The 24,115-nt window shown below is 70.0% G+C and carries 20 protein-coding genes; 9 read left to right on the forward strand and 11 right to left on the reverse strand.

Translation table 11 applies throughout. The annotated features are described in order from the left end of the window. Positions 1 to 100 precede the first annotated feature (100 nt). Together yjgA and BMZ45_RS00620 are read left to right on the forward strand one after the other, a co-directional pair. Positions 101 to 655: a ribosome biogenesis factor YjgA gene (gene yjgA / locus BMZ45_RS00615; protein WP_091631332.1), complete on the forward strand. Its 555-nt coding sequence runs from the start codon at positions 101 to 103 to the stop codon at positions 653 to 655. After that, a complete protein-coding gene (locus tag BMZ45_RS00620; protein WP_091631333.1) occupies positions 624 to 914 on the forward strand; it encodes a dual-action ribosomal maturation protein DarP in 291 nt (96 codons plus the stop codon). The genes yjgA and BMZ45_RS00620 overlap by 32 nt, the downstream gene beginning before the upstream one ends. A 6-nt stretch (positions 915 to 920) precedes the next feature. Here the strand turns inward: BMZ45_RS00620 and tldD are convergent, their stop codons facing one another. The 4 genes from tldD to BMZ45_RS00640 form a co-directional block, all read right to left on the reverse strand. Then, on the reverse strand, positions 921 to 2,363 hold the full coding sequence (tldD, locus tag BMZ45_RS00625; RefSeq protein ID WP_091631335.1) for a metalloprotease TldD: 1,443 nt from the start codon (positions 2,361 to 2,363) through the stop codon (positions 921 to 923). 204 nt (positions 2,364 to 2,567) lie between these two features. Next, entirely contained in the window at positions 2,568 to 6,446 is a 3,879-nt protein-coding gene (locus BMZ45_RS00630) for a YhdP family protein (RefSeq protein WP_091631336.1), read from the reverse strand. Between the two features lie 651 nt (positions 6,447 to 7,097). Next, on the reverse strand, positions 7,098 to 8,585 hold the full coding sequence (gene rng / locus BMZ45_RS00635) for a ribonuclease G (RefSeq protein ID WP_091631338.1): 1,488 nt from the start codon (positions 8,583 to 8,585) through the stop codon (positions 7,098 to 7,100). A gap of 68 nt (positions 8,586 to 8,653) precedes the next feature. Further along, positions 8,654 to 9,223 (reverse strand): Maf family protein, encoded by a 570-nt coding sequence (locus BMZ45_RS00640; protein WP_091631340.1) that lies wholly within the window; start codon positions 9,221 to 9,223, stop codon positions 8,654 to 8,656. Between the two features lie 125 nt (positions 9,224 to 9,348). Between BMZ45_RS00640 and BMZ45_RS00645 the strand changes: the two genes are divergently transcribed. The 3 genes from BMZ45_RS00645 to BMZ45_RS00650 all read left to right on the forward strand — a co-directional run bounded on the left by BMZ45_RS00645 (position 9,349) and on the right by BMZ45_RS00650 (position 11,212). After that, the gene (locus tag BMZ45_RS00645; protein WP_091631342.1) at positions 9,349 to 10,131 is read left to right on the forward strand and encodes an SIMPL domain-containing protein; all 783 of its coding nucleotides are present in this window, start codon (positions 9,349 to 9,351) and stop codon (positions 10,129 to 10,131) included. A 5-nt stretch (positions 10,132 to 10,136) separates the two neighbouring features. After that, positions 10,137 to 10,298 (forward strand): hypothetical protein, encoded by a 162-nt coding sequence (locus BMZ45_RS21455; RefSeq protein ID WP_175488876.1) that lies wholly within the window; start codon positions 10,137 to 10,139, stop codon positions 10,296 to 10,298. 254 nt (positions 10,299 to 10,552) lie between these two features. Further along, positions 10,553 to 11,212 (forward strand): energy transducer TonB, encoded by a 660-nt coding sequence (locus BMZ45_RS00650; RefSeq protein WP_091631343.1) that lies wholly within the window; start codon positions 10,553 to 10,555, stop codon positions 11,210 to 11,212. Positions 11,213 to 11,521: 309 nt separating this feature from the next. Here the strand turns inward: BMZ45_RS00650 and rlmH are convergent, their stop codons facing one another. Then, a complete protein-coding gene (gene rlmH, locus BMZ45_RS00655; RefSeq protein WP_091631345.1) occupies positions 11,522 to 11,992 on the reverse strand; it encodes a 23S rRNA (pseudouridine(1915)-N(3))-methyltransferase RlmH in 471 nt (156 codons plus the stop codon). A gap of 142 nt (positions 11,993 to 12,134) precedes the next feature. Between rlmH and BMZ45_RS00660 the strand changes: the two genes are divergently transcribed. Beyond that, the gene (locus tag BMZ45_RS00660) at positions 12,135 to 13,682 is read left to right on the forward strand and encodes an alkaline phosphatase PhoX (RefSeq protein ID WP_091631346.1); all 1,548 of its coding nucleotides are present in this window, start codon (positions 12,135 to 12,137) and stop codon (positions 13,680 to 13,682) included. 191 nt (positions 13,683 to 13,873) lie between these two features. Here the strand turns inward: BMZ45_RS00660 and rsfS are convergent, their stop codons facing one another. The 5 genes from rsfS to leuS all read right to left on the reverse strand — a co-directional run bounded on the left by rsfS (position 13,874) and on the right by leuS (position 19,827). Further along, entirely contained in the window at positions 13,874 to 14,299 is a 426-nt protein-coding gene (rsfS, locus tag BMZ45_RS00665; RefSeq protein ID WP_056176203.1) for a ribosome silencing factor, read from the reverse strand. A gap of 40 nt (positions 14,300 to 14,339) precedes the next feature. Beyond that, complete coding sequence (gene nadD, locus BMZ45_RS00670; protein ID WP_091633910.1) at positions 14,340 to 15,005, reverse strand: nicotinate-nucleotide adenylyltransferase; 666 nt, start codon at positions 15,003 to 15,005, stop codon at positions 14,340 to 14,342. A gap of 46 nt (positions 15,006 to 15,051) precedes the next feature. Next, positions 15,052 to 16,098 carry a DNA polymerase III subunit delta gene (gene holA, locus BMZ45_RS00675; RefSeq protein WP_091631348.1) on the reverse strand — a complete coding sequence of 349 codons (1,047 nt, stop codon included), beginning with the start codon at positions 16,096 to 16,098 and terminating at the stop codon, positions 15,052 to 15,054. A gap of 2 nt (positions 16,099 to 16,100) precedes the next feature. After that, a complete protein-coding gene (lptE, locus tag BMZ45_RS00680; protein ID WP_091631349.1) occupies positions 16,101 to 16,745 on the reverse strand; it encodes an LPS-assembly lipoprotein LptE in 645 nt (214 codons plus the stop codon). 325 nt (positions 16,746 to 17,070) lie between these two features. After that, entirely contained in the window at positions 17,071 to 19,827 is a 2,757-nt protein-coding gene (leuS, locus tag BMZ45_RS00685) for a leucine--tRNA ligase (protein ID WP_091631351.1), read from the reverse strand. Between the two features lie 135 nt (positions 19,828 to 19,962). Here leuS and BMZ45_RS00690 point away from each other — a divergent pair, with 135 nt between their 5' ends. Beyond that, entirely contained in the window at positions 19,963 to 21,675 is a 1,713-nt protein-coding gene (locus tag BMZ45_RS00690) for a sensor domain-containing diguanylate cyclase (RefSeq protein WP_091631353.1), read from the forward strand. Positions 21,676 to 21,741: 66 nt separating this feature from the next. Here BMZ45_RS00690 and BMZ45_RS21460 read toward each other — a convergent pair whose 3' ends face one another. Beyond that, positions 21,742 to 21,903 (reverse strand): hypothetical protein, encoded by a 162-nt coding sequence (locus BMZ45_RS21460; RefSeq protein WP_175488877.1) that lies wholly within the window; start codon positions 21,901 to 21,903, stop codon positions 21,742 to 21,744. Between the two features lie 177 nt (positions 21,904 to 22,080). On the opposite strand from BMZ45_RS21460, the gene BMZ45_RS00695 reads away from it, so the two are divergent. Beyond that, positions 22,081 to 23,391, forward strand: a complete 1,311-nt coding sequence (locus BMZ45_RS00695) for a metal-dependent hydrolase family protein (protein ID WP_091631355.1) — start codon at positions 22,081 to 22,083, stop codon at positions 23,389 to 23,391. 116 nt (positions 23,392 to 23,507) lie between these two features. Next, positions 23,508 to 24,086: a penicillin-insensitive murein endopeptidase gene (locus BMZ45_RS00700; protein WP_217643129.1), complete on the forward strand. Its 579-nt coding sequence runs from the start codon at positions 23,508 to 23,510 to the stop codon at positions 24,084 to 24,086. The last annotated feature ends 29 nt before the right edge of the window (positions 24,087 to 24,115 follow it).

Here is a 24,115-nt window from a genome sequence, read left to right on the forward strand (position 1 = left end):
TGACGGAGGGCGACTGCGTTCAATGTCTTATCCTTAGCTGCCGTGGCGCCGTGCGCCACGGGATTTCGATTCAGTTTGACGGTACGAGAGGTGGTTTGCGATGCGCGGCAGAGACGAAGAAACCGGCGAATTTTTCAGCCCCAGCCGCAGCCAGAACCGGCGCGAGGCGCTGGAAGTGTTGTCCCTGGGCGAACAGCTGTCCAAGCTGACCGACGCCCAGCTGGCGCGGCTGCCGATCCCGGAGGGCCTGCTGCCGCATATCCGCGAATGCCGGCGCATCACCGCGCACATCGCCCATAAGCGCCAGCTGGCCTACCTGGCCAAGCAGATGCGGCGCGAGGACGACGCCACCCTGGAAGCGATCCGCGACGCGCTCGACGTCAACGGCGAGGCCGGCCGGCGCGAGGTCGCGGCCATGCACCGCGCCGAGTCCTGGCGCGACCGCCTGCTCGAAGGCGGCGACGCGGCCCTGGCCGAACTGATCGACGAACACCCGCAAGCGGATCGCCAGCGCCTGCGCCAGCTCGTGCGCAACACCCTGGAAGAGCGCAAGCGCAACAAGCCGCCGCACTCGTTCCGCGAGCTCTACCGCGAACTGCGCGCGGTGATGATGGGCGGCAACGATGCCGGCGGCGACGACGACGAGGCCGAATAAACCCCGTCTCGAACCAGCCGACGCAGGCGCCGCCACGGCGATTTCCGAACAGTTGCGCCGCATCGAAGCCTGTCGCGCCCGCTTCCTGGAAACGGGGATCGAGGCCATCGACGCCTTCCTGCTGGAATACCCTGCGGCGGACAAGAAAGCACTCAAGCGGCTGGTACAACAGGCGCAGGCGACGCATCGCCACTACGGCACGCCGCGCCGCTTGTTGCGTTACCTGCGCGCCCTGGACGATGCGCGCGGGATCCCCTAGCGCGGCTCACGACTGAGTGCCGCCCACCGTCAGCCCGTCGATCAGCAACGATGGCTGGCCGACGCCCACCGGAACGCTTTGCCCGTCCTTGCCGCACACGCCCACGCCCTCGTCCAGCGCCAGGTCGTGGCCGATCATGCGCACCTTCTGCATGGTTTCCGGGCCGTTGCCGATCAGGGTCGCGCCCTTGACCGGCGCGGTGATCCTGCCGTCTTCGATCAGGTAGGCCTCGGTGGCCGAGAACACGTACTTGCCGCTGGTGATGTCGACCTGGCCGCCGCCGAAATTGACCGCGTACAAGCCCTTTTTGACCGAACGGATCATCTCTTCCGGATCGTGCTGACCGGCCAGCATGTAGGTATTGGTCATGCGCGGCATCGGCAGATGGGCGAAGGATTCGCGGCGGCCGTTGCCGGTCGGCGCCATGCCCATCAGACGCGCGTTGAGCGTGTCCTGCATGTAGCCGACCAGCACGCCGTCCTCGATCAGGGTCGTGCAGTTGGTCGGCGTGCCTTCGTCGTCGATGTTGAGCGAGCCGCGCCGGCCCGGCAGGGTGCCGTCGTCGACGATGGTCACGCCGGGCGAGGCCACGCGCTGGCCCATGCGGCCGGCGTAGGTCGAGGTGCCCTTGCGGTTGAAGTCGCCTTCCAGGCCGTGGCCGACCGCTTCGTGCAGCAGCACGCCCGGCCAGCCGCTGCCCAGCACCACCGGCATCACGCCGGCCGGCGCGTCGATCGCCTCCAGATTCACCAGCGCCTGGCGCAGCGCCTCGCGCGCCAGCGCCTCGGGCTTGCCGCCGGCGAACAGTTCGGCGTAGCCGTAGCGTCCGCCGCCGCCGGCGTAGCCGCTTTCGCGGCGGCCGTTGTGCTCGACGAACACCTGCACGTTGAGCCGCACCAGCGGGCGCACGTCGGCGGCGAGCACGCCGTCGCTGCGCGCGACCAGGATGGTGTCGACGCCGCCGGACAGGCTGACGGTGACCTGCTGCACACGCGGATCGGCGGCGCGCACCAGCTGATCGAGCCGGCGCAGTTGTTCGACCTTGTCTTCGTTGCCGATGCCGTCGATCGGATCCTCGGCCGGATACAGCGAACGGCCGCCCCCGCGCACCAGCGCGCGCGCGCTGTGCGCGGCGCCGTCGCGCGCGATCGCGCGCGCGGACTTGGACGCCGCCAGCAAGGCGTCGCCGTTGATTTCGTCGGAATAGGCGAAGCCGGTCTTCTCGCCGCTGATCGCGCGCACGCCCACGCCCTGCTCGATCGAATGCGAACCGTCCTTGACGATGCCGTCCTCGACCGTCCAGCTCTCGCGGCGGCCGTGCTGGAAGTACAGATCGCCGAAATCCACGCCCGGCCCGAGCAGGGTGCCGAAGGTGCGTTCCAGGCCGCTGGCGTCCAGACCGGCGGGCAGCAGCAGGCGGGTTTCGGCGAGTTGCAGGGGCAGCGTCATGGGCAATCCGGGGGCGGTGAAGGAGACATGCTAACCAACCGGGGCCGGCGCGGCCTGGGCGGCCGCTGGGCAGTTGGGGCTGATAGTGAAGATGGAGCCTGGGCGGGACCGGTTCAACCGTGGGCACGCCGCGGTTGGGCGCTGCGCTCAGGATTCGGGCGCGGTTCCCACTGGCCGTGGGCACACCGACCCCGCGCGGGCCGTTCAGCCCGCCGGAGGCGCCTCGCGCCCGGCATTGCGGGTCTGCTCGCGGGTCATCACCTCGACCTTGGGCTCCTTCCAGGGGCCGGTCACCCGGTAGGTCTTGGCGCCGATCTGGCTCAGCGGCTTCTGCAGCACGGTGCCGGCGGCCGCGCCGATCGCCGCGCCGACCGGCCCGGCCGCGATCGCGCCCACCGCGGTCAGCAGGTTGCCGGTCTTGGGCCGCACCTCGATGGTCTGGTCGTAGCTCTGCGCGCGCAGGTTGGTGGAGCCGCGGATGTTCACGGTCGCGGCCGGACCGTCCATGACCAGATCGTCGCTGCGCGCGCTGCCGGCGCCGATGGCGATGTGGCCGCCGACGCGGTTGAAGGCGAAGCCCTTGGAGAACAGGTCGCGGAAATCCAGGCCCAGGCGCCGCGGCAGCTGGGCGATGCTGAGCAGGCCGATCACGCGCCCGGTGCCGGGCTCGACCTCGAGCAAACGCCCGTCGCGCACGTCCAAACTCAGGCCGCCGTCCAGCGAGCCCAACGCGAACGCGGCCGGACTGCCGGGCCAACCGGCATCGAAACGGATCTTGGCCTTGCCGCCGGCGACCAGGCCGCCGAAACCGAAGCCGGTGAGCAGCGCGCCGGTGTCGCCGCTGTCGATGTTCATGGTCAGGCGCGTGCGCGCGGCCGCGCCGCGGCCGTTCCAGTCGCCGCTGATGTCGATGGCCTGCTTGTCGCCGCGGGTCTGGATCTGTTCCAGGCGCATGCCGCTCGCGGTCGGGCGGGTGCGCACGCGCGCGCTGCCCATGCGCGCGTCGCCCAGGCGCAGATCGGCGATGTCGATGGTCAGCGGCGGCACCTTGGCGGGGTCGAAACTGTTGTCGACGGAATTGACGGCCGGCGCCGGAGTCGTTGGCGCGGGCGCGAACGCGCCGATCGCCGGGCTACCGGCGGAGGCCGACGCGCTCGGCGCGCGCCAGTACACGCGCTCGAACTTGCCGGCCAGCGGCGCGGAGGGATCGGCCGGTGCCAGCACCGCACCCTCCAGCGACGGGCCTTCGACGCGCACCGCGGTGGCGCCGCGCGGCGCCGGCGCCACCACCAGGCGCGTATCGGCGAACACGCCGCCCAGCAATTGCAGCTTCTGCGCGGTCACGTCGACGCGCTGCAGGGGCAGCCCCTCGCCTTCGCCCTTCTTGCCGCCCTCGGCGAACGCGATCCATTCGATCGCATCCAGGGTGCCGGTGCGGCCGCTGGCGATCAGGCCGTGCGCGGGCGGCGCTTCGTCCACGCGCGTGGCGCCCAGGGCGACGCGCACGCCGGTGCGGCCGTTGACGGTGCGCGCGCGCAGCGCCATCACGTTGCCGAAGCCGACCCGGATGTCGCCGCTGCCCACCGGCAACGGCGTTTCGACGGTGGTCGCCAAGCTGCCGGCGGCCGGCTTGCGTAGCGGCGCCGGCAATTCCAGGGCGGTGCCGACCAGATTGGAATGCAGTTGCAGCAGGGTCGGCGGCGTCGCGCCGGCGATCGCCTTGGGAATCGCGATGCCGATGGTCCAGTTCGAGCGGCCATCCAGATAAGGCTTGAGCCAGCCCAACTCGGGCGCGCGCTCGATCAGCGACTGCGCGCCGACGCTGGCGTCCAGCCCGGCCTCGAACACGTTGCCGCGATCGCGCACGTAGTCGCCCGCGCGCAGCGAAAGCTTGCCGGGCTGGCCCTCGTGACGCACCGCCAGGTCGTTGGCGCCGAAACCGCCGCGCGCGTACTCGGCGCGGCCGCGCACGTCCTCGAACGCGAGTTTCCAACGCGCGTCGGCGAGCTTGGCGCCGGCCAGATCGACCGAGCCCGAGATCGCGGTGACGCTGCCCGGCTTCAGCGGCAGTTTCATGTTGAAGCCGACCTGGGCCGGACCGCTGGCGCTGAGATTGGCGAAGGTGTCGGCGTGCTGCTTCTGCAGCGGACTCTGGCGCAGCATGGTCAGCAGTTGCGCGGCGTCGGAGGCGGCCTGCGCCTGCACCGTCAGCGTGCCGTCCTTGTAGTGATCGATACCGGCATGGATCTGCTGGATGCCGACGCCGGCGAGCTTGCCGACGCCGTCGACGCTGAAGCCGTCGGCGATGAAGGCGACGTCGGCGTCCAGGCCTTCGGCCGCCGGCCATTCGGGCTGGAACTTGACCACCGCCTGGTGCAGCTTCGCGGTCGCCTCGAAGCGGCCGTTGCGGTCGCGGAACGGCCAGTTGTCGAGATCGCCGGACACGATCGCATGGCCGTTGCGCACGCTGCCGCCGATCAGCGCCGAGTCCAGCCAGTGAACCAGATTCGGCGACATGCTGTGACGGATCCAGAAGCCCTTGGCCACCGGCACCGCGGCCTCGTCCAGATCGGCGGCGATGTCGATCCACGGCCGCGTGCCGTCGCCTTGCCACCACATGCCGCCGCGCGCGCGCGCGCCGAAGCCCTCGCCCTTGATCGTCAGCGCATGCGTGCCGATGCGCCAGCCCGCGCCTTCGCGCCAACCGGCGACGGTGCCGTCCAGAGTCACGGTGTGGACCACGCCGAAGCCCGACGGCCAGTCGAAGCGCATCGGCGAGGCCTGGTCCAGACGCAGACTGAAACCGTCGGCGTCGGCGTCGATGTCGCCCGACAGGCCGCTCAAACCCGGCGCGGTGCCGACCGCGGCGAAACCCAGGCCGTCGATGCGCGCGCTCGCGCGCAGCGGACCGTCGCGACGGCCGGCCAGCGAGATGCGTTGCAGCGATACCTGCGGCCGGGTCTGGTGCAGCCAGCGCCGCAGGCCCGCGGGCACGCGATCGCTGAGCGCGGCGGCCTGCAGCAGCGGGCCGGCATCGATGCGATCGGCCAGCAAGGCGTAACGCTGGCCGCCGGCGATCGCCAGGCCGTCCAGCACTTGTTGCTTGGCGCCGCCGCCGATGCGCAGGCGCGGCGCGTCGAAGCGCCAGCCGCCCTCGTCCAGGCGCCAGCGCGCGCGCGTTTCGACGCTGTCGAATCGCACCCGCGGCACGGCGTCGTCGCCGTCGCCCAGCGGCGCGCCGCGCAAGGCGACACGCTCCAGCGCGGCGTCGACGGTGACCATGGCGACGCGGTGGCCGCGCAGCTCGGCCCAGGCCTCGGCGCGGCCCTGCCCGCTCTCGGCGCCGATGCCGGCGACCTGCAGCAGCGCCGCCCAGGCGCTGAGATCGGCGCGGCGCGCGCCGGCATAGGCGCGGCCGTCGCCGCGCTTGCGGTCGAAATCCAGAGCCGCATCCAGGGGCGACGCGGGCGCGCCGGCGACGCCGACGCTGGGCCAGGCGCGCAGGCCCGCGCGCACGCGGTCGCCGTCCACGCGCAGGCGCAGATTGATCTTGGGAATGCGCGCATCGACGCCGAGCTTGGGCGCGATCACCGCCAGCTTGCCGTCGATCACCTGCAACTCGCCCAGGCCTTCCAGCGCGGCCAGCGGATCCTTGCTCGGCTGTTCCTGCCCTGGCAGCCCGCGCACCTTCCAGCGGCCGTCGTCGGCGCGTTCCAGGGTCAGGTCCAGACCGTGCAGGCGCAGTTCCGAGAAGGAATGGCCGGGCAGCAGACCGGCATAGATCGACACCAGCATTTCGGTATCGCCGACCACGAACGCCTGCGCGCCCTCGCCGACCCGCAGCCCATCCAGTCGCAGCAGCGGCCCACGCCGCGTCCACTGGGTCTCGACCCGGTCGAACGCGACCGGCCGTCCGGCGCGCTGGCTCAACCACGCCGCGATCCGGTCCGGATTGCGCTCCGCCATCGGCAGGATCTGACTGGCCACGCCCAGCAGCACCGCCAGCAGCACCAACAGCACCGCGCCGGTGTAGGCGACGCTACGGCGGGCGAAACGCAGACGGCGGCGCAGCGGGGTCGGCACTAGAGCGCCCTCATCCGACCCTGCGGTCCAGCTTCTCCCAGGTTCGGGAGAAAGGAACACGAAAGCACCGCCCCCCTCTCCCGCTTGCGGGAGAGGGGGGCGGTGAGGGGACGCGAGGTAGCGAGTCGCGACGCAGCTGCGATCGCGCGTGCCCTCATCCGGTCCTGCGGACCACCTTCTCCCGCTAGCGGGAGAAGGGAACACAAAAGCACCGCCCCCCTCTCCCGCTTGCGGGAGAGGGCTGGGGTGAGGGCACGCGAGGTTGCGAGTCGCGACGCAACTGCCACCGCACCTGCCCTCATCCGGTCCTGCGGACCACCTTCTCCCGCTAGCGGGAGAAGGGAACACGAAAGCACCGGCCCCCTCTCCCGCTTGCGGGAGAGGGCTGGGGTGAGGGGACGCGAGGTTGCGAGTCGCGACGCAACTGCTACCGCGCGTGCCCTCATCCGGTCCTGCGGACCACCTTCTCCCGCTAGCGGGAGAAGGGAACACGAAAGCACTCGCACCCTCTCCCGCTTGCGGGAGAGGGTTGGGGTGAGGGGACGCGAGGTAGCGAGTCGCGACGCAACTGTGGCCGCGCGTGCCCTCATCCGGTCCTGCGGCCCCCCTTCTCCCGCTAGCGGGAGAACGGGCGCTGCAAGAGGCGTTTTTTTAAAGCAACACGACATCGAACTGCTCCTGCGCGTACTGGTCGTCCGGCTGGAAGCGGATCGACTTGCCCAGGAACTCCTCGAGTTCGGCCACCGCCGCCGACTCTTCGTCGGTGATGCGCGCGACCACTTTCGGCGATGCGATCACCAGCAGCCGCGGGGCGTCGAATTGACGCACCTGGCGCACGATGTCGCGGAAGATTTCGTAGGTCACCGTCTCCGGCGTCTTCAAGGTGCCGCGGCCGCCGCACTCGTGGCAGGGCTCGCTGAGCTGGCGCTCCAGGCTTTCGGTGGTGCGCTTGCGCGTCATCTCGACCAGGCCCAGCGGCGAGAACTCGTACACCGTGGTCTTGGCATGGTCGCGCGCCAGCGACTTCTCGAGCTGGCGCAGCACCTGACGCTTGTGCTCGGCGTCGGTCATGTCGATGAAGTCGATGATGATGATGCCGCCGAGGTTGCGCAGGCGCAGCTGTCGGGCCACCGACTGCGCCGCTTCCAGGTTGGTGCGGTAAACGGTCTCCTCCAGGTTGCGTTGACCCAGGAAGGAGCCGGTGTTGATGTCGACCGTGGTCATGGCCTCGGTCTGGTCGATCACCAGGTAGCCGCCGGACTTCAGCGGCACTTGCTTGTCCAGGGCGCGCTGGATCTCGTCCTCGACCCCGTACAGGTCGAAAATCGGACGCGCGCCGGTGTAGTGCTCGATCTTCTCGTCCAGGCCCGGCATGTACTGGGCTGCGAACACGCGCAGGCGCTCGCAGGTCTCGCGCGAATCGACCTTGACCTTCTCGACGTCGCGCCGCATCAGATCGCGCACCGCGCGCAGCGGCAGGCTCAGATCCTCGTACACGCGCTCGCCCACGCGCGAGCTGCGCGATTTCTCGGCGATCAGCGCCCAGGCGCGGCTGAGGTAGGCCACGTCCTCGGCCAGGGCCTCGGCGGGCTGGCTTTCGGCGTTGGTGCGCACGATGTAACCGTGGTTCTCGCCGGCCGGCGCCAGCGCGGTCACGTGCGCCTTCAGGCGTTGCCGTTCGGCCTCGTCCTCGATCCGCGCCGACACCCCGACCACGCGCGTGCGCGGCAGCAGCACCAGGTAGCGCGAAGGAATGCTGAGCTGGGTGGTCAGACGCGCGCCCTTGCTGCCGATCGGGTCCTTGACCACCTGCACGATGATTTCCTGGCCCTCGCGCAGCAGCTCGGCGATCGGCCGGGTCGGGGTCGGCGGCAGCGGGGCCTCGTCGCCCTCGCCTTCGCTGACCTGGGTCGGCTTGACGATGTCGGCCGCGTGCAGGAACGCGGCGCGCTCCAGGCCGATCTCGACGAAGGCTGCCTGCATGCCCGGCATCACCCGCTGGACCTTGCCCTTGTAGATGTTGCCGACCACGCCGCGGCGCCAGCCACGCTCGATGTGCAGCTCCTGCAGCATGCCGTTTTCGACCACCGCGACTCGGGTTTCGCGCGGGGTGACGTTGACGAGTATTTCTTCGGTCATGGCGTGGAAGGCGCTCTGCGGGTCGTCAACGGTGGAGGGAAGGCAGCGCGGCGGCCGGCGCGCGCGGGTCACGCATCGAGTCCGGCCTCGCGCAGCAGACGCACGGTTTCGTGCAGGGGCAGGCCCATCACGCCGGAATAGCTGCCCGACAGACGGATCACGAAGGCCTCGGCGCGGCCCTGGATGGCATAGGCGCCGGCCTTGCCCTGCCATTCGCCGCTGGCGACGTAGGCGGCGATGCGCGCCTCGTCCAGGGCTTCGAATTCGACTTCGGACACCGAGACGGTCTGCGACTCGCGCGCCGGCGAGACCAGCGACACCGCCGAGATCACCCGGTGGCTGCGTCCGGACAGGCGGCGCAGCATGGCCGCGGCATCGTCGCCGTCGCGCGGCTTGCCGAACACCTCGTCGTCCAGCACCACCTCGGTGTCGGCGCCCAGCACCAGCGCGCTCGGATTGGCGACCACGGTCAGCAAACCGGCGCCGGCCTTCTCGCGTGCGACCCGGCGCACGTAGTCCTCGGCGGGCTCGCCGGGCTGGCGATGCTCGGGGATATCGAGGTCCAGGACCCCGAACGGCAGGCCCAGGCGGCTTAGCAATTCGTGGCGTCGTGGCGATTTGGAGGCGAGATAGAGCATCCTGCGAAGCATAACCCGCGCTGACTGAGCGCCGGCCCACGCGGGTTGCGACAACCCCGCCGTGGATCACGATTCGTTCACTGGATCGGCAACACCCTAGTTCCCATCATCAACAGGAGTTGAAAATGTCGTCCTCGCCAAGCCGGCACCACGCCTCGCCGTCCAAGTCCCGTTTCGCCCTGCGCCCCCTGGTGCTGGCCGCCACCCTCGCCTTCGGAGCCGTCACCGCCATGTCCGCCACCGCCCAGACCGCTCCGGCCTATGTGGCCTCCGACGGCACCCTGCTCTCGGTCTCGGCCGAGTCCCAGGTCAAGCGCGTCCCCGACATCGCCGTGATCTCGACCGGCGTGGTCACCCAGGCCGCCGACGCCAATGGCGCCATGCGCGCCAATGCCGACCAGATGGCCAAGGTCGTGGCCGCGATCAAGGCCGCCGGCATCGCCGACCGCGACATCCAGACCAGCGGCGTGAACCTCAACCCGCAGTACCGCTACGCCGAGAACCAGCCGCCGGTGATCACCGGCTACCAGGCCAGCAACACGGTCAACCTGACCGTGCGCGACATCGCCAAGCTCGGCAAGATCCTCGACGCCCTGGTCGCCACCGGCGCCAATCAGATCAACGGCCCGACCTTCGACATCGACGACAAGGTCAAGGACGTGGCCTACGACGAGGCCCGCCGCGGCGCCGTCGACAAGGCCCAGGCGCGCGCCGAGATGTACGCCAAGACCCTGGGCATGAAGGTGCGCCGCATCGTCAGCATCAGCGAAGGCGGCCGTTTCAACCCGCCGGTGCCGATGATGGCCATGCGCATGGAGAAGGCCGGCGCCGCCGCCGACACCTCGATCTCGCCAGGCGAAAGCGCGTTGTCGGTCAACCTGGATGTGGTGTTCGAGCTGGGCAAGTGAGCGCCATGACCGCCCCCGACCCGCGCAAGCCCACGCCCGGTTACCCCGAGCCGCAGCCGCGCAACCCGGACGACGCGCGCCAGCCGCACCCCAAGCGGCCGCCGAATCCCGACGAGGGCGGTCTGGACCGCGAACCGGTGACCGAGCCCGATCCGTCCAAGGATTGAGCAAGCCGCTTTGTCGCACCGAAGGCCCGCGCAAGCGGGCCTTCGGCTTTGTGGGGCCCGAAACCGGCCGCCCTACGCAGGTCCGCACCGCGCCGCCCGCGCCCCGGCAGGCAGGCGCGACCGCGTCGGCGCGCGCGACCCAAGGCTCTGCCCGACCGGCCTCGCGGCAGCCCCGAAAAAAATTTCGTCGTGCTTAACCCCACCCGCAATTCCGGTCCGTTTCGATCCGTGCAGACCACTCCAGGAGAGCTTCCATGGCGCACGCGATCGAACACCCCGACCGTCAACTGGACCCCAGCCGCATCGTCGGCACCGCAGGCGCGATCGCCGTCAACGTCGCGCTGCTGATGCTGCTGATGGTGCCGATGTCGGCGCCGCAATGGATGGAAATGCCCGATGACGTCATCGTCAATTTCATCCCTCCTGAAAAGGAGAAGGTCGACCCGCCCAAGCCTGAAGTCGTGAAGGTCGAGAAGATCCGCCCGAACACGCCGACGCCCAAGCCGGTGCCGATCGAGATCCCGCCGACCCCGCCTATCGTCGACCCGATCGCGAGCGACAGCATCGTCGTGCCCGACACGCCGCCGCAGCCCGAGACCTTCGCGCGCAACGACATAGGCCGCGGCGAAGTCCTCACCGGCGTGACCCTGCAGGTGGTCAACAACCCGCCGCCCACCTACCCCGGCGAGGCGGTGCGCAATCAGCTCACCGGCACGGTGATGCTGGAGATCCTGGTCGGCATCGACGGCAAGCCGATCGAGGTGACCGTGGTCAAGAGCAGCGGCCATCGCGTGCTCGACCAGGCCGCCAAGCGCGTGGTCATGTCGCGCTGGACCTTCCAGCCAGCGATGGAAGGCGGCCAGCCGGTGCAGGCGCGCGGCCGGGTGCCGATCGAATTCACTTTGGAACGCTAGGTCCTTTGGCGAGGGGCGGCCCGGGCCGGTATGGACGGGCCGTTTTTTTGCGCCGCGAAAAGCAAATCTCCTCCGCCCCCTCTTTGCAAAGAGGGGAAACCAGCGCAGGCAGACCTGCCGCAGCGAAAATGCCGCTGTCATCCCCCCTTTGAAAAAGGGGGGCTAGGGGGGATTTGCTTTTGCCCCGCCCCCAAAGAAGCGAAAAGCAAATCTCCCCCGGCCCCTCTTTGCAAAGAGGGGAGACAAGCAAAGAGGTGAGACGCGTAACGAGACGGCGCGACGGCACGCGGCCAACAGCCGAGCGCACGCTCAAGCGCGGTGATACGGATGATTCGCCAGCAGCGCCGCCGCGCGATACAGCTGCTCGGCCGCGACCAGCCGCACCAGCATATGCGGCAGGGTCAACGGCCCCAGCGACCATTGCTCGTCCGCGCGCGCCAGCACCTCCGGCGCGTGGCCTTCGGGGCCGCCGATCAGGAACGCGAGATCGCGCCCCTGCCCGCGCCAATGTTCCAGGCGCTGCGCCAGTTGCTCCGAGGTCCACAGCCGCCCGCGCCCTTCCAGCGCGACCACGCAGGCGCTCTTGGGCAAGGCTGCGATCACGCGCGCGCCTTCGTCGGCGGTCGCGCGCGCGGCGTCGCGGCCCTTGCCGCGCAGGCCGGGTTCGATTTCGACCAGGTCCAGCGGCAGCCAGTGCGAGAGCCGCTTCTGGTACTCGCCGAAGCCTTCGGCGACCCAGCGCGGCGCGCGTTCGCCGACGGCGATGAGTTTCGCTTTCATCGCCACATGGTAGCGGTCCGCGACGCAGGCACGGACTAAACGCCGTCTGCGTCGCATTCAGACGCGATGTCGCCGAGGTGTCATCGAACGGTTACCGCGCCGACCTAGCGTGCAGGCTCCCCCAGCCAGCAGGAGCCGCACCATGGATGCTTTCGATCCCTCCCGCCGCCAGGTCCTCAAGGGCAGCGCCGCCGCGATGGCGATCGGCGCGATGGGCTCGCTAGGCGCTTTGTACTCGCGCCAAGCGCTCGCCGCCCACGACCCGACCCGGCTTGCCCCCATCCCCAGCCGCTACGGCCCGCTCGCCCCGGTGGCCGACCGCAGCACCGGACTGCCGCTGCTGCAGCTGCCGCGCGGCTTCAGCTACCGCTCCTTCGGTTGGAGCGGCGACCGCATGGACGACGGCCAGCCCTGCCCCGACCGCCACGACGGCATGGCGGTGGTGAGCGTGCGCCCGGGCCGGCGCCGTCCGCATGGCGGCGGCGCCGAGCGCTTCCGTCCGCACGGCCCGGAATACGTGCTGATCCGCAATCACGAGCGCGGCGCCGCCAGCCCGATCCAGGCCCCGGGCATGTACGACACCGGCGACCTCGGCGGTGGCCAGCATGCCGGCGGCGGCACCACCACCCTGAGCTACCGCAACGGCGAATGGGGCAGCCTGGAACCCAGCCTGGGCGGCACCCTGGTCAACTGCGCGGGCGGCCCGACCCCGTGGGGCACCTGGCTGAGCTGCGAGGAGATCAAGAGCGACGCGGTCTCCAGCACCGGCCGCAAGCACGGCTACGTGTTCGAGGTCGATCCGCGCAGCGAGCGCACCAGCGGCCGGCCCCTGATCGGCCTGGGCCGTTTCAGCCACGAGGCGGTCGCGATCGATCCGCGCACCGGCATCGTTTATCTCACCGAGGACGACCGCAACAAGGCCGGCCTCTACCGCTTCATCCCCAACGACCGCGCCGGCCGCTACGGCTCGCTGGAGCACGGCGGCCGTCTGCAGGCGGCGCGCGTGCGCGGACGCCGCAACGCCGACCTCACCGTCGCCAGCATCGGCACCGAGTACGCCTTGGAATGGGTGGATGTGCCCGATCCGGATCTGGACTCGATCGCCGCGCCCGCCGGCTACCCCGATATCTCCGCCGGCGAAACCCTGAGCGGCACCTTCGCCCAGGCCTGGAGCGAAGGCGCGCTGCGCATGAGCCGCGGCGAAGGCATCTGGTACAGCTACGGCAAGATGTTCATCGTCGACACCAGCACCGGCGTCGACGCCCAGGGCCGCAAAGGCCGCGGCAACGGCGCGGTGTGGGTGCTGGACTTGGCCAGCCAGCGTCTGCGCGCCTTGTTCGTGAGCGGCAACCAACTGGCCGCGCACAATCCCGACAACATCAGCGTGAGCGCGCGCGGCGGCGTGATCCTGTGCGAGGACGGCGGCGAGAGCCCGGACGAGTACGGCCCCGGCGCACGCCTGATCGGCCTGACCCGGGCCGGAGAATCCTTCTACTTCGCCAAGAACAACGTCGCCCTGACCTCGCAGCAGATCGCCGATGCCGGCAAGACGGTGCCCGAAGGCGACTACCGCGACACCGAGTTCTGCGGCGCCTGCTGGGATCCGTTCGCGCGCACCTTGTTCGTGAACATGCAGACGCCGGGGATCACGGTGGCGATCACGGGGCCTTGGGAGCGTGGGCCGTTGTAGAGGCTTGTCGCGACTCGAAGCAAATCCCCCCTAGCCCCCCTTTTTCAAAGGAGGGAACAACTTTCCCCTCGCAAATGAGAACCGGCCTCCCCCTTTGAAAAAGGGGGATTGAGGGGGATTTGCTCTTACGCCATCGCGCAAACGAAAACGGCGCCCATGGGCGCCGTCGTCTGTTGCGAACGAAGAACGGCTTACAGCCGATCTTCCTCGTCCGTCTCCAATTCGTCGTCGTAGCTGGGCGGCTGATCGCCGACCGTCCACAGGCGCTCCAGCGCGTAGAACTCGCGCACGCGCGGCAACATCACGTGCACGACCACGTCGCCGAGGTCGACCAGCACCCATTCGGCCTCGCGCTCGCCTTCCACGCCCAAGGGCATGACGTCGAGGTTCTTGGCGAATTTGACCACTTCGTCGGCGATCGACTTGACGTGGCGGGTCGAGGTGCCCGAGGCGACGACCATGTAGTCGGTGACGCTGCTCTTGCCGCGCACATCGATCTCGACGACGTCCTTGGCTTTGAGCTCCTCGACCGCGGCGCGCACCGTGCTCAACAGCGCGTCGGTGGACGGGGGCGGGGTCGGCATGCGGGTCTTGATGACGTGGGCTTGGCTGGTCAAGGAAAGGACTCTGGGGGGCTCGCGGAGGTTTGCCAGGAGATTATAGCGGAGCGCCGGCCCCGGCCTGTCCCGCGTACAGGCCATGGCGCTCGATATAGACCGCCACCGGCGCCGGGACCAGGTCCTGCCAGGGCTGGCCGGCGGCGATGCGCTGGCGCACCTGACTGGCCGATTCGGTGTGCAGGGGCTGGTTCAGGCGCAGCACCAGGCCGGCCGGAGCGCGCCGCAGGGCGTCCGCGCCGGCGGCCTCGCGGCCGGCGATCCGGGCGCTCAGTTCCGGGGCCAGGCCCTGTTCCAGCGGGCTGCCGGGGCGCTGGGCGACCACGAAATGGGCCAGATCGAACAAAGCCTGCCATTCGCGCCACTGCGGCAGGCCCAGGAAGCTGTCGGCGCCCACCAGCAGCGCGACCGGCGCGTCCGCGCCGATCTGGGCGCGCAGTTCGCGCAGGGTTTCGACGGTGTAGGAACGGCCGGCGCGCGCGAGCTCGCGCGTATCCACGACCAGACCAGGCTCGCCGGCGACCGCCAGGTCGAGCATGCGCGCGCGCTGGGCCGCGTTCGCGCCCGGCGGCGCGCGATGCGGCGGATCGGCCGCGGGCATCAGGCGCACCGTGGCGTCCAGGGCGTCGCGCGCGGCGCGCGCGATCGCCAGGTGACCGTCGTGGATCGGATCGAAGGTGCCGCCGTAGAAGACCAACAGGCTCATGCCGCCGCCGTCGCGACCGCCGCGCAACTGCGCGGAACGTGGCGGCTCACGCGCTGCCCGCGGTCAGCAGGCGCGCCGCGCGCGGTTCGGCCACGGCCAGCAGCAGGCGCTCCAGCGCGACCCAGGCATCGCCGGCCTCGCGGCCCTTGGCCATGCGGTCGACGCGACCGGCCTGAGCGACGAACACGTCCCAGCGCCGCGCGTCGTGGCGCTGCAAGGCGCGCCGGTACATCGGCTGTTTGGAATCCCACACGCGCTGGGCCTTGAACTCCGCCGCCAGGTTGCCGCCGCGTGCGTTCACGCGCGCGAGCGCGGCGCCGCGCTGCAACTCGATCACCACCATGCCCAGCAGCGCCGGCACCGCTTCGCCTTCGGCGCGCAGGCCGGCGAGCATGCGCGAGACCTGTGCGCCCTGCCCGTTCATGGCCGCATCGACCACCCGGAACACGTCGTAACGCGCGGCGTCGGCGACCAGGGATTCCATGCGCGCCAGATCGATGCTCTCGCCGTCCGACAGCAGGGCCAGTTTGTCGACTTCCTGCGCGGCCGCGAGCAGGTTGCCCTCGACGCGGTCGGCCAGGCTCTGCACCGCATCGCGGTCGGCGCGCAGGCCGCGCGCGCGCAGGCGGCGCTCGATCCATTCGGGCAGTTCGTGCGGCTTGATCTGCCAGGCGATCGCGACCCGGCCGACCCGGCCGATCGCCTCGCTCCACTTGCCGCCGTGCTGCTTGCTCCACTCCCCGCACGTCACCAGCAGGCACACGTCCTGCGGCGGGTCGGCGCAGAAACCGGAAATGACTTCGGCGCCGTCCTTGCCGGGCTTGCCGGTAGGCAGGCGCAGCTCGACCAGGCGCCGGCTGGCGAACAGGCTGGGCGCGCGGAAACTGGCTTCGAGCGCGTTCCAATCCGGTTCGCGCTGATTGCCTTCGGCTTCGAACACTTCGCGCTCGGCGATGCCCTGCTGGCGCGCGGCGGCGCGCACGGCGTCGGCGGCTTCGAGCACGCGCAGCGGCTCGGGGCCGGCGATCAGGTAGGCGGGACGCAGCGGCTCGGACGCGACTTGGGTCGCCAGCTGTTCCGGCTTGAGCTCCATCGTCAGCGCGGCTTGGGCGGTGCCGGTTCGGTCTTCGCGGGGGCTTGCGGCGCGACCGATTCGGCCGCTTCCATCGCCGCCTGCGCGGCATCGGTGGCGATCGGACGTTCGCGGCGGGCGCTGGGCGCGGCGGCGCCGCCGTCGACCTTCTTCACCACCGCGTCGATGCGGCGCAGCACCGAGGCGCTCATTTCGCGGCGCATTTCGCGCTGCAGGACTTCGCGCTCGCCTTCGGTGCCCAGCGAGTTGACCGGGTTGGAGACGTAGTCGCGCGAGAGTTCGACGGTCTGGCGCGGCACCAGGGCAGTGCCGTCGGCCTTGCGCAGCTCGAAGATCACCGCGTAGCGCAGGCTGTATTCCTGGGTACGGCCAAGCTGGTCCAGCGCGACCGGGGTATCGCCCCAGCGCTCGGACAGCAGGTCCAGCACCGCCGCCGATTCGGTCTCCGGCGTGGCCGGTACCGCGCCTGCGCGGGTCAGCGCGGTGGCCAGCGATTCGGCCAGCGGACTGTAGCGGTCCACCGACACCACGCGCACCGGACCCAGGTCCGGCGGCAGCGTCAGCGCGCTACGCAATTGGAAACCGCAAGCCGACAAGGCCAGCACGAGGGCAGCCGTAGCGGCGGCGATGAACGGACGACGGGTCATGCGCGAAGTCTGGACGAGCGGGCCGCGCGCATCAATAGCGGGGCGGACTTGGGCTGAACGAGGCTTCAGGGGTTGCGAGTAGCAAATCCCCCCTGCCCCCCTTTTCCAAAGGGGGGAACGACAAAGGCGGAACCGCCGATTGCTCGCTCGGCTTCGCTTCCGCTTTTCCAAGGGGGGAACAGCAAAGGCGGATCAGCCGATTGCTCGCGCGGCTTCGCTTCCCCTTTGAATAGGGTGAAGGCGTGCGTTTACGAACCGCAGCTTGCTGCGCGACCGAACGCCAGCGGGCCATGCCCGCTGGCCGGAGCGGGATATGCGCGCGGGCTCAGCTCGCGACGATGTTGACGATCTTGCCCGGCACCACGATCACTTTGCGCACGGTCAGGCCTTCCAGGTACTTGAGCACGTTCGGCTCGGCCAGGGCCAGGCGTTCGGCGTCTTCCTTGGCGACGTTGACCGCGACCTCGATGGTGCCGCGCAGCTTGCCGTTGACCTGCACCGCCAGCGTCACCGCGTCGCGCTGCAGCGCCGAGCGATCGGCCTGCGGGAAGCTCAGATCCTCCAGCAGGGTCTCGGCGTGGCCCAGGACCTGCCACAGCGCGTGGCTGGCGTGCGGGGTGATCGGATTGAGCAGCAGCACCGCCGCCGCCAGCGCTTCCTGGCGCAGGGCGCGGCCGTTGGCGCTGGCATCGTCGAACTTGGACAGATGGTTCAGCAGTTCCATCACCGCGGCGATCGCGGTGTTGAAACTGTGGCGGCGGCCGTAGTCGTCGCCGACCTTCTGGATGGTCTCGTGCAGCTGGCGGCGCAGGGTCTTCTGCGCGGCGTCCAGCGTGGCCAGGTCCAGCGCCGGCGCGGGGCCGTCGGCGACGTGCTTGTGCACCATGGTCCACAGCCGGCGCAGGAAGCGCGCCATGCCTTCGACGCCGGCCTCGTTCCACTCCAGCGACTGCTCCGGCGGCGCGGCGAACATCGAGAACAGGCGCACGGTGTCGGCGCCGTACTTGCCCACCATCAGCTGCGGATCGACGCCGTTGTTCTTCGACTTCGACATCTTCTCGGTGCCGCCGATCTCGACGGGCTGGCCATCGGCCTTGAGCGTCGCGCCGGTGATGCGGCCGCGCTCGTCGCGGATCACGTCCACGTCGGCCGGATTGAACCAGTCCTCCGAGCCCTTCGGGCCGCGGTAGAAGGTTTCCGCGATCACCATGCCCTGCGTCATCAGGTTGACCGCCGGCTCGTCGCTGTCGACCAGGCCCTGGTCGCGCATGAGCTTGTGATAGAAGCGGAAGTACATCAGGTGCAGGATCGCGTGCTCGATGCCGCCGATGTACTGATCCACCGGGGTCCAGTACTTGGCGCGCTCGTCGACCTGCGCGGCCGCGCCCGGCGAGGTGTAGCGCGCGTAGTACCAACTCGATTCCATGAAGGTATCGAAGGTGTCGGTTTCGCGCTCGGCATCGCCGCCGCAGCTCGGGCAGGTGGTCTTGCGCCACTGCGGGTCGGACTTGATCGGCGAGGCCACGCCGCTGAATTCCACGTCTTCGGGCAGCACCACCGGCAGCTGATCCTCCGGCACCGGCACGTCGCCGCAGCGCGGGCACAAGATCACCGGAATCGGACAGCCCCAATAGCGCTGGCGGCTCACGCCCCAGTCGCGCAGGCGGTAGTTGACCCGGCGCACGACCCGGCCGTCGTCGCCGTAGCGGGCGGCGATCGCGTCCAGGGCCTGCTGAAAATCCATGCCGTCGAAGTCGCCTGAGTTCACCAGCCAACCGCGCTCGGTGTAGGCGCTTTCCTCGGCGATGCGACGCTGGAAGTCCTCGACCACCTGCACCGCGGCGCCGGTGTCGTAGACGTCGACCGCGCCCGCCTCGCCCAGCGCGCTGCGCATCGGGTCGTCGTGGCGGGCGACGTGGCGGCCGATTTCGTCCAGCGCGTCGCGCACTTCGTCGGGCACGATCACCATCTTGATCGGCAGCGCGTAGCGCAGGGCGAATTCGTGATCGCGCTGATCGTGGCCGGGCACGGCCATGACCGCGCCGGTGCCGTAGTTCATCAGCACGAAGTTGGCCACGTACACCGGCAACTCCTCGCCGGTGACCGGATGCAGCGCGCGCAGGCCGGTGTCCATGCCGCGCTTTTCCTGGGTCTCCAGCTCGGCTTCGGTGACGCCGCCGCGCTTGAGGTCGGCCAGGAACGCGGCCAGGTCCGGATCGCTCTGCGCGGCCTGCAGCGCCAGCGGATGCTCGCCGGCGATCGACACGTAGGTCACGCCCATCAGGGTGTCGGGACGGGTGGTGAACACGGTCAGCGGCTCGACCGCGTGGCCGGCCTCGTCGCGCACGTCGAAGCGGATCTCCAGACCCTCGCTGCGGCCGATCCAGTTGCGCTGCATGGTCTTGACCGCATCCGGCCAGCCCGGCAGCGCGTCCAGGCCGTCCAGCAGCTCCTGCGCGTAGGCGGTGATCTTGAGGAACCACTGCGGGATCTCGCGCTTCTCCACCAGCGCGCCGGTGCGCCAGCCGCGGCCGTCGATCACCTGCTCATTGGCCAGCACGGTCTGATCGACCGGGTCCCAATTGACCACCGAGTTCTTGCGGTAGGCCAGGCCCTGCTTCATCAGGCGCACGAACATGCGCTGCTCGTGCACGTAGTAGTCCGGACGGCAGGTCGCGAACTCGCGCGACCAGTCGATGGCGTAGCCCATGGTCTTGAGCTGCGCCTTCATGTGCTCGATGTTGGCGTAGGTCCACTTGGCCGGCGCGGTCTTGTTCTTGATCGCGGCGTTCTCGGCCGGCAGACCGAACGCGTCCCAGCCCATCGGCTGCAGCACGTTGTGGCCGGTCATGCGCTTGTAGCGGCTGATCACGTCGCCGATGGTGTAGTTGCGCACGTGACCCATGTGCAGCGCGCCCGAGGGGTACGGCAGCATCGACAGGCAGTAGTACTTGGGCTTGTCGGAGCGCTCGTCGACCTCGAAGGCGCGGGTGCCGTCCCAGTAACGCTGGGCGGCGGCCTCCACGGACTTGGGGTCGAAGGCGTTGCTGTCGGTGGGGGCTAATGCGACGTCGCTGGACACGGAGGGGGTCTGGCAGGGCAAGGAAAGACCGGAAAGCCTACCGCAGCGCACAAAAGCCCGCCATGGCGGGGACGAATCCGACGCGCCCCGATCCGCGTATGGGATAGTTTCCGACGTCCCCCAGGAGTCCCGCCCTTGTCGACGGACCGCCCCCACCGGCGCCCCAGCAACCGCCGCTACCGCCTGCCCGCGTTCGTTCTGGCCGCCGTGCTGCTGATGTCGGTCGGCGTGGCCACGATCTGGGGCATCCGCAGCTTCGCCAGCAGCAGCCGCTGGGTCGATCACTCCTACCAGGTCATGACCACGCTGGAATCGGCGCTGGCCTCGACCCGTTCAGCCGAATCCAGCGCCCGCGGCTACCGCCTGACCAGCCGCGCCTCGCTGCAGGCCGAGTACCTGGCCGCGGTGCCGGCGGCCCAGGCCGAGGCCGGTCAGCTGATCCGCCTGACCCGCGACAACCCCGATCAGCTGCGCGACACGCGCCTGCTCGAACGCCGGATTCTCGAGCGCCTGAACGAGATCCAGGGCCTGGTCGAGCTGCAGAACCGCGAGGGCGCGGAAAAGGCGCGCGAGGCCTCGCTGACCGGCCAGGGCAGCGAGCAGATGCAGCGGATCGTGAGCCTGGCCCAGACCGTGCGCGAGCGCGAAGCGGGCCTGCTGCAGGCCCGCCTGCAGCGCACCGAGCACCGCGCGAACCTGCTGATCTCCCTGGTCGTGGCCGGCATCGTGCTGCCGCTGATCCTGCTCGGCCTGCTGTTGATCGGCCTGATGCGCGAGAACCGGCGCAGCCGCGCCCTGGAGCGCGACGCCCGCCGCGCCCTGGACGAACTGCAGACCACCCTGATCCAGCGCGATCGCCTGTCCGAGCAACGGCGCGCGCTGAGCGGCTACGCCAGCATGCTGCAAAGCTGCCAGAGCCTGCAGGAGGCGATGGACATGACCGCGCACGTGATCGCCGACCTGATCCCGCAGGTCGGCGGCCGCTGCTACGTGCTGCGGGCCTCGCAGAACCTGGCCGAAACCGCGGCGCGCTTCGGCGCCGAGGCCGTGACCAGCAACGACGTGCTGCACCCCGACGACTGCTGGGCCCTGCGCCGCGGGCAGCGCCATCTGGTCGAGGCCCGCCACACCGCGATGCGCTGCAACCACCTGGGCGCGCTGGACGCCGAGCACGACGATTGGACCCTGTGCGTGCCGCTGATGGCGCAGAGCACCTCGTTGGGCCTGCTCTACCTGTGCGGCGACGGCGAGCATCCGCTGGACCCCAGCGATCAAGGCCTGATCCAGGCCGTGGCCGAGCAGCTGAGCCTGGCGATCGTGAACCTGCAGTTGCGCGAGTCCCTGCGCGTGCAATCGCTGCGCGACGCCATGACCGGGCTGTACAACCGCCGCTATCTGGAAGAGAACCTGCAGCGCGAACTGCTGCGCTGCCAGCGCCGCGGCCTGCCGCTGTCGGTGCTGATGCTGGACATCGACCACTTCAAGCGCTTCAACGACCAGAACGGCCATTCCGCCGGCGACGCGCTGCTGGCCAAGGTCGGCCAGACCCTGGAGGCGATGACCCGCAACGAGGACATCGCCTGCCGCTACGGCGGCGAAGAGTTCACCGTGGTCATGCCCGAGGCCGACGCCGAGACCGCGCTGCGCCGCGCCGAGGAAATCCGCGAGGCGATCGCCTCCACCACGATTCTGCACCTGCGCAAGACCTTCGGCCCGGCCACCACCTCGATCGGCGTCGCCACCAGCCACGGCGACCGCGAAACGCCGCAGCAATTGCTGGAGATCGCCGACGTCGCGCTGTACCGGGCCAAGGCCGAGGGCCGCGACCGCGTGGTCGCCGGCGGCTGATCGCGCCCGGCAATGCGCCGCGGCCGGCCGAAGCCGGCCGCGGCGCGCCTTGCCGGCGCAGAGGATTCAGCGCTTGGTGCACACCCAGGCAATCACCTTGCCGTTGCTGTCGTATACCGGCGTCGCCCTTTGCCCGATCGGGCACAGGAGCAGGGGCTGGTTTGCCGCGATGGCCAGGGTCGGCAACAGCGCGACGACGGCGAGGAGCAGACAGAGCGTCAGTTTCATGGACGAACTCCTGTTGATTTCCGCAAAGGTTCGCTTGCATGCTGCGGCGGCCCATTCCCGGGCCGCGCGGGCGATTGTCACCGCATTCGGACCGGCATGTGCGAAGTCGGTCGCATTCTCTGCCGGTGCGCCAGCGTATGGCGCGCCCCAATTTCACGTGTACAGCCGGAATCCACGATGACTCGTCCGTCCGCCGCCGTATCGTTCGTCCTCGCCGCCCTCCTCGCCCCGCCCGCCTTGGCCGCCGCCGAAGCCCCGACCGCGCTGCACTGCGGCAAGCTGTTCGACGCGCGCAGCGGCCAGCTGCTCGATGCCCGCACCGTGGTCGTGCGCGAGGGCAAGGTCGCCGAAGTGCTGCCCGGCCGCGCCGAGGTCGCCGGCGCGCGCGCGATCGACCTGAGCAGCCACACCTGCACCCCCGGCTGGACCGACCTGCACGTGCACCTGGGCTCGCAGTCCAGCCCGCAGAGCTACTCCGAGGGCTTCCGCCTGGACGACGTCGACTTCGCGTTCCGCTCGGTCGGATTCGCCAAGAAGACCCTGATGGCCGGCTTCACCAGCGTGCGCGACCTCGGCGGCGAAGTCAGTCCGCACCTGCGCGACGCGATCAACCAGGGCCTGGTCGACGGGCCGCGGATCTGGGCCGCGGGCAAGTCCATCGCCACCACCGGCGGCCACGCCGATCCCACCAACGGCTACAACGACGCGCTCTCGCACCTGATCGGCCCGCCCGGTCCCACCGAGGGCGTGATCAATTCGATCGACGACGCGCGCCAGGCCGTGCGCCAGCGCTACAAGGACGGCAGCGACGTGATCAAGATCACCGCCACCGGCGGCGTGCTGTCCTACGCCAAGTCCGGCGACGCGCCGCAGTTCACCGTCGAGGAGGTCAAGGCCATCGTCGACACCGCCAAGGACTACGGCTATCGCGTCGCCGCGCACGCGCACGGCGAGGAAGGCATGAAGCGCGCGGTGCTCGGCGGCGTCACCAGCATCGAGCACGGCACCTACATGAGCCCGGAAGTGATGTCGCTGATGAAGCAGAAGGGAACCTGGTACGTGCCGACCATCTACGCCGGCCGCTTCGTCGCCGAGAAGGCCAAGATCGACGGCTACTTCCCGGAAGTGGTGCGCCCCAAGGCCGCGCGCATCGGCGCCCAGATCCAGGACACCGCCGGCCGCGCCTACCACGGCGGGGTCAAGATCGCGTTCGGCACCGACATGGGCGTGGGTCCGCACGGCGACAACGCGCGCGAGTTCGTCTACATGGTCGAAGCCGGCATCCCGGCCGCCACCGCGCTGCAGGCCGCGACCATCCGCGCCGCCGAGGTGCTGGGCGTGGACGACCAGGGCGTGATCGAAGCCGGCAAGCGCGCCGACATCGTCGCCGTGCCCGGCGACCCGATCGCCGACATCAACGCGGTGATGAAGGTCGACTTCGTGATGAAGGACGGCAAGGTCTACCGCCAGCCCGGCGCGACCGACTGAGGCCGCCCGCGTCGCGGCGCCTGGCGGCGCTGATCCTCGCGCTGGCGCCGGCCTGGGCCGGCGCGGCCGACAGCGTCTGCTACGGCACGCCGGGCAATGGCCGGCTCGAGCACGGCGTGCAGCTGCCGGTCTCGGGCCGCAACTTCGTGCCCTACAGCAGCGTCGGCGTGGGACTGGGGCGCACCTACGCGCATGCCAAGGTGCGACGCTCGATCGTGGATGCCTATGCGGAGCTCGCACGCACGCGCCCCGCGACCACCTACATGTACGGCGAATCCGGCTGGGCCCGGGGCGGTCGCATCCAGCCGCACCGCACCCATCAGAACGGTCTGGCCGTGGATTTCATGGTGCCGGTGCTGGACGCACGCGGACGCTCGCTCGCCTTGCCCACCAGCCTCGCCAACCGGTTCGGCTACGACATCGAGTTCGACGCCCAGGCGCGTTACGGCGAGCTGCGCATCGATTTCGAGGCGATCGCCGATCACCTGCACGCCGTGCATGTCGCGGCCGCGAAACAGGGCGTCGGCATCTCCCGCGTGATCTTCGAACCGGCCTACCTGCCGCAGCTGTACCGGACCCGGCGCGGCGCCTACCTCAAGCGGCATATCCGCTTCATGCAGGGCCAAGCCTGGGTGCGCCACGACGAGCACTATCACATCGACTTTCTGCTGCCCTGCAAACCCCTGCGGGGCTAGCATGAGGCGCTAGCTTCGGCCTCCAGGCC

The sequence above is a fragment of the Lysobacter sp. cf310 genome, assembly GCF_900114355.1.
Taxonomy (GTDB): domain Bacteria; phylum Pseudomonadota; class Gammaproteobacteria; order Xanthomonadales; family Xanthomonadaceae; genus Lysobacter.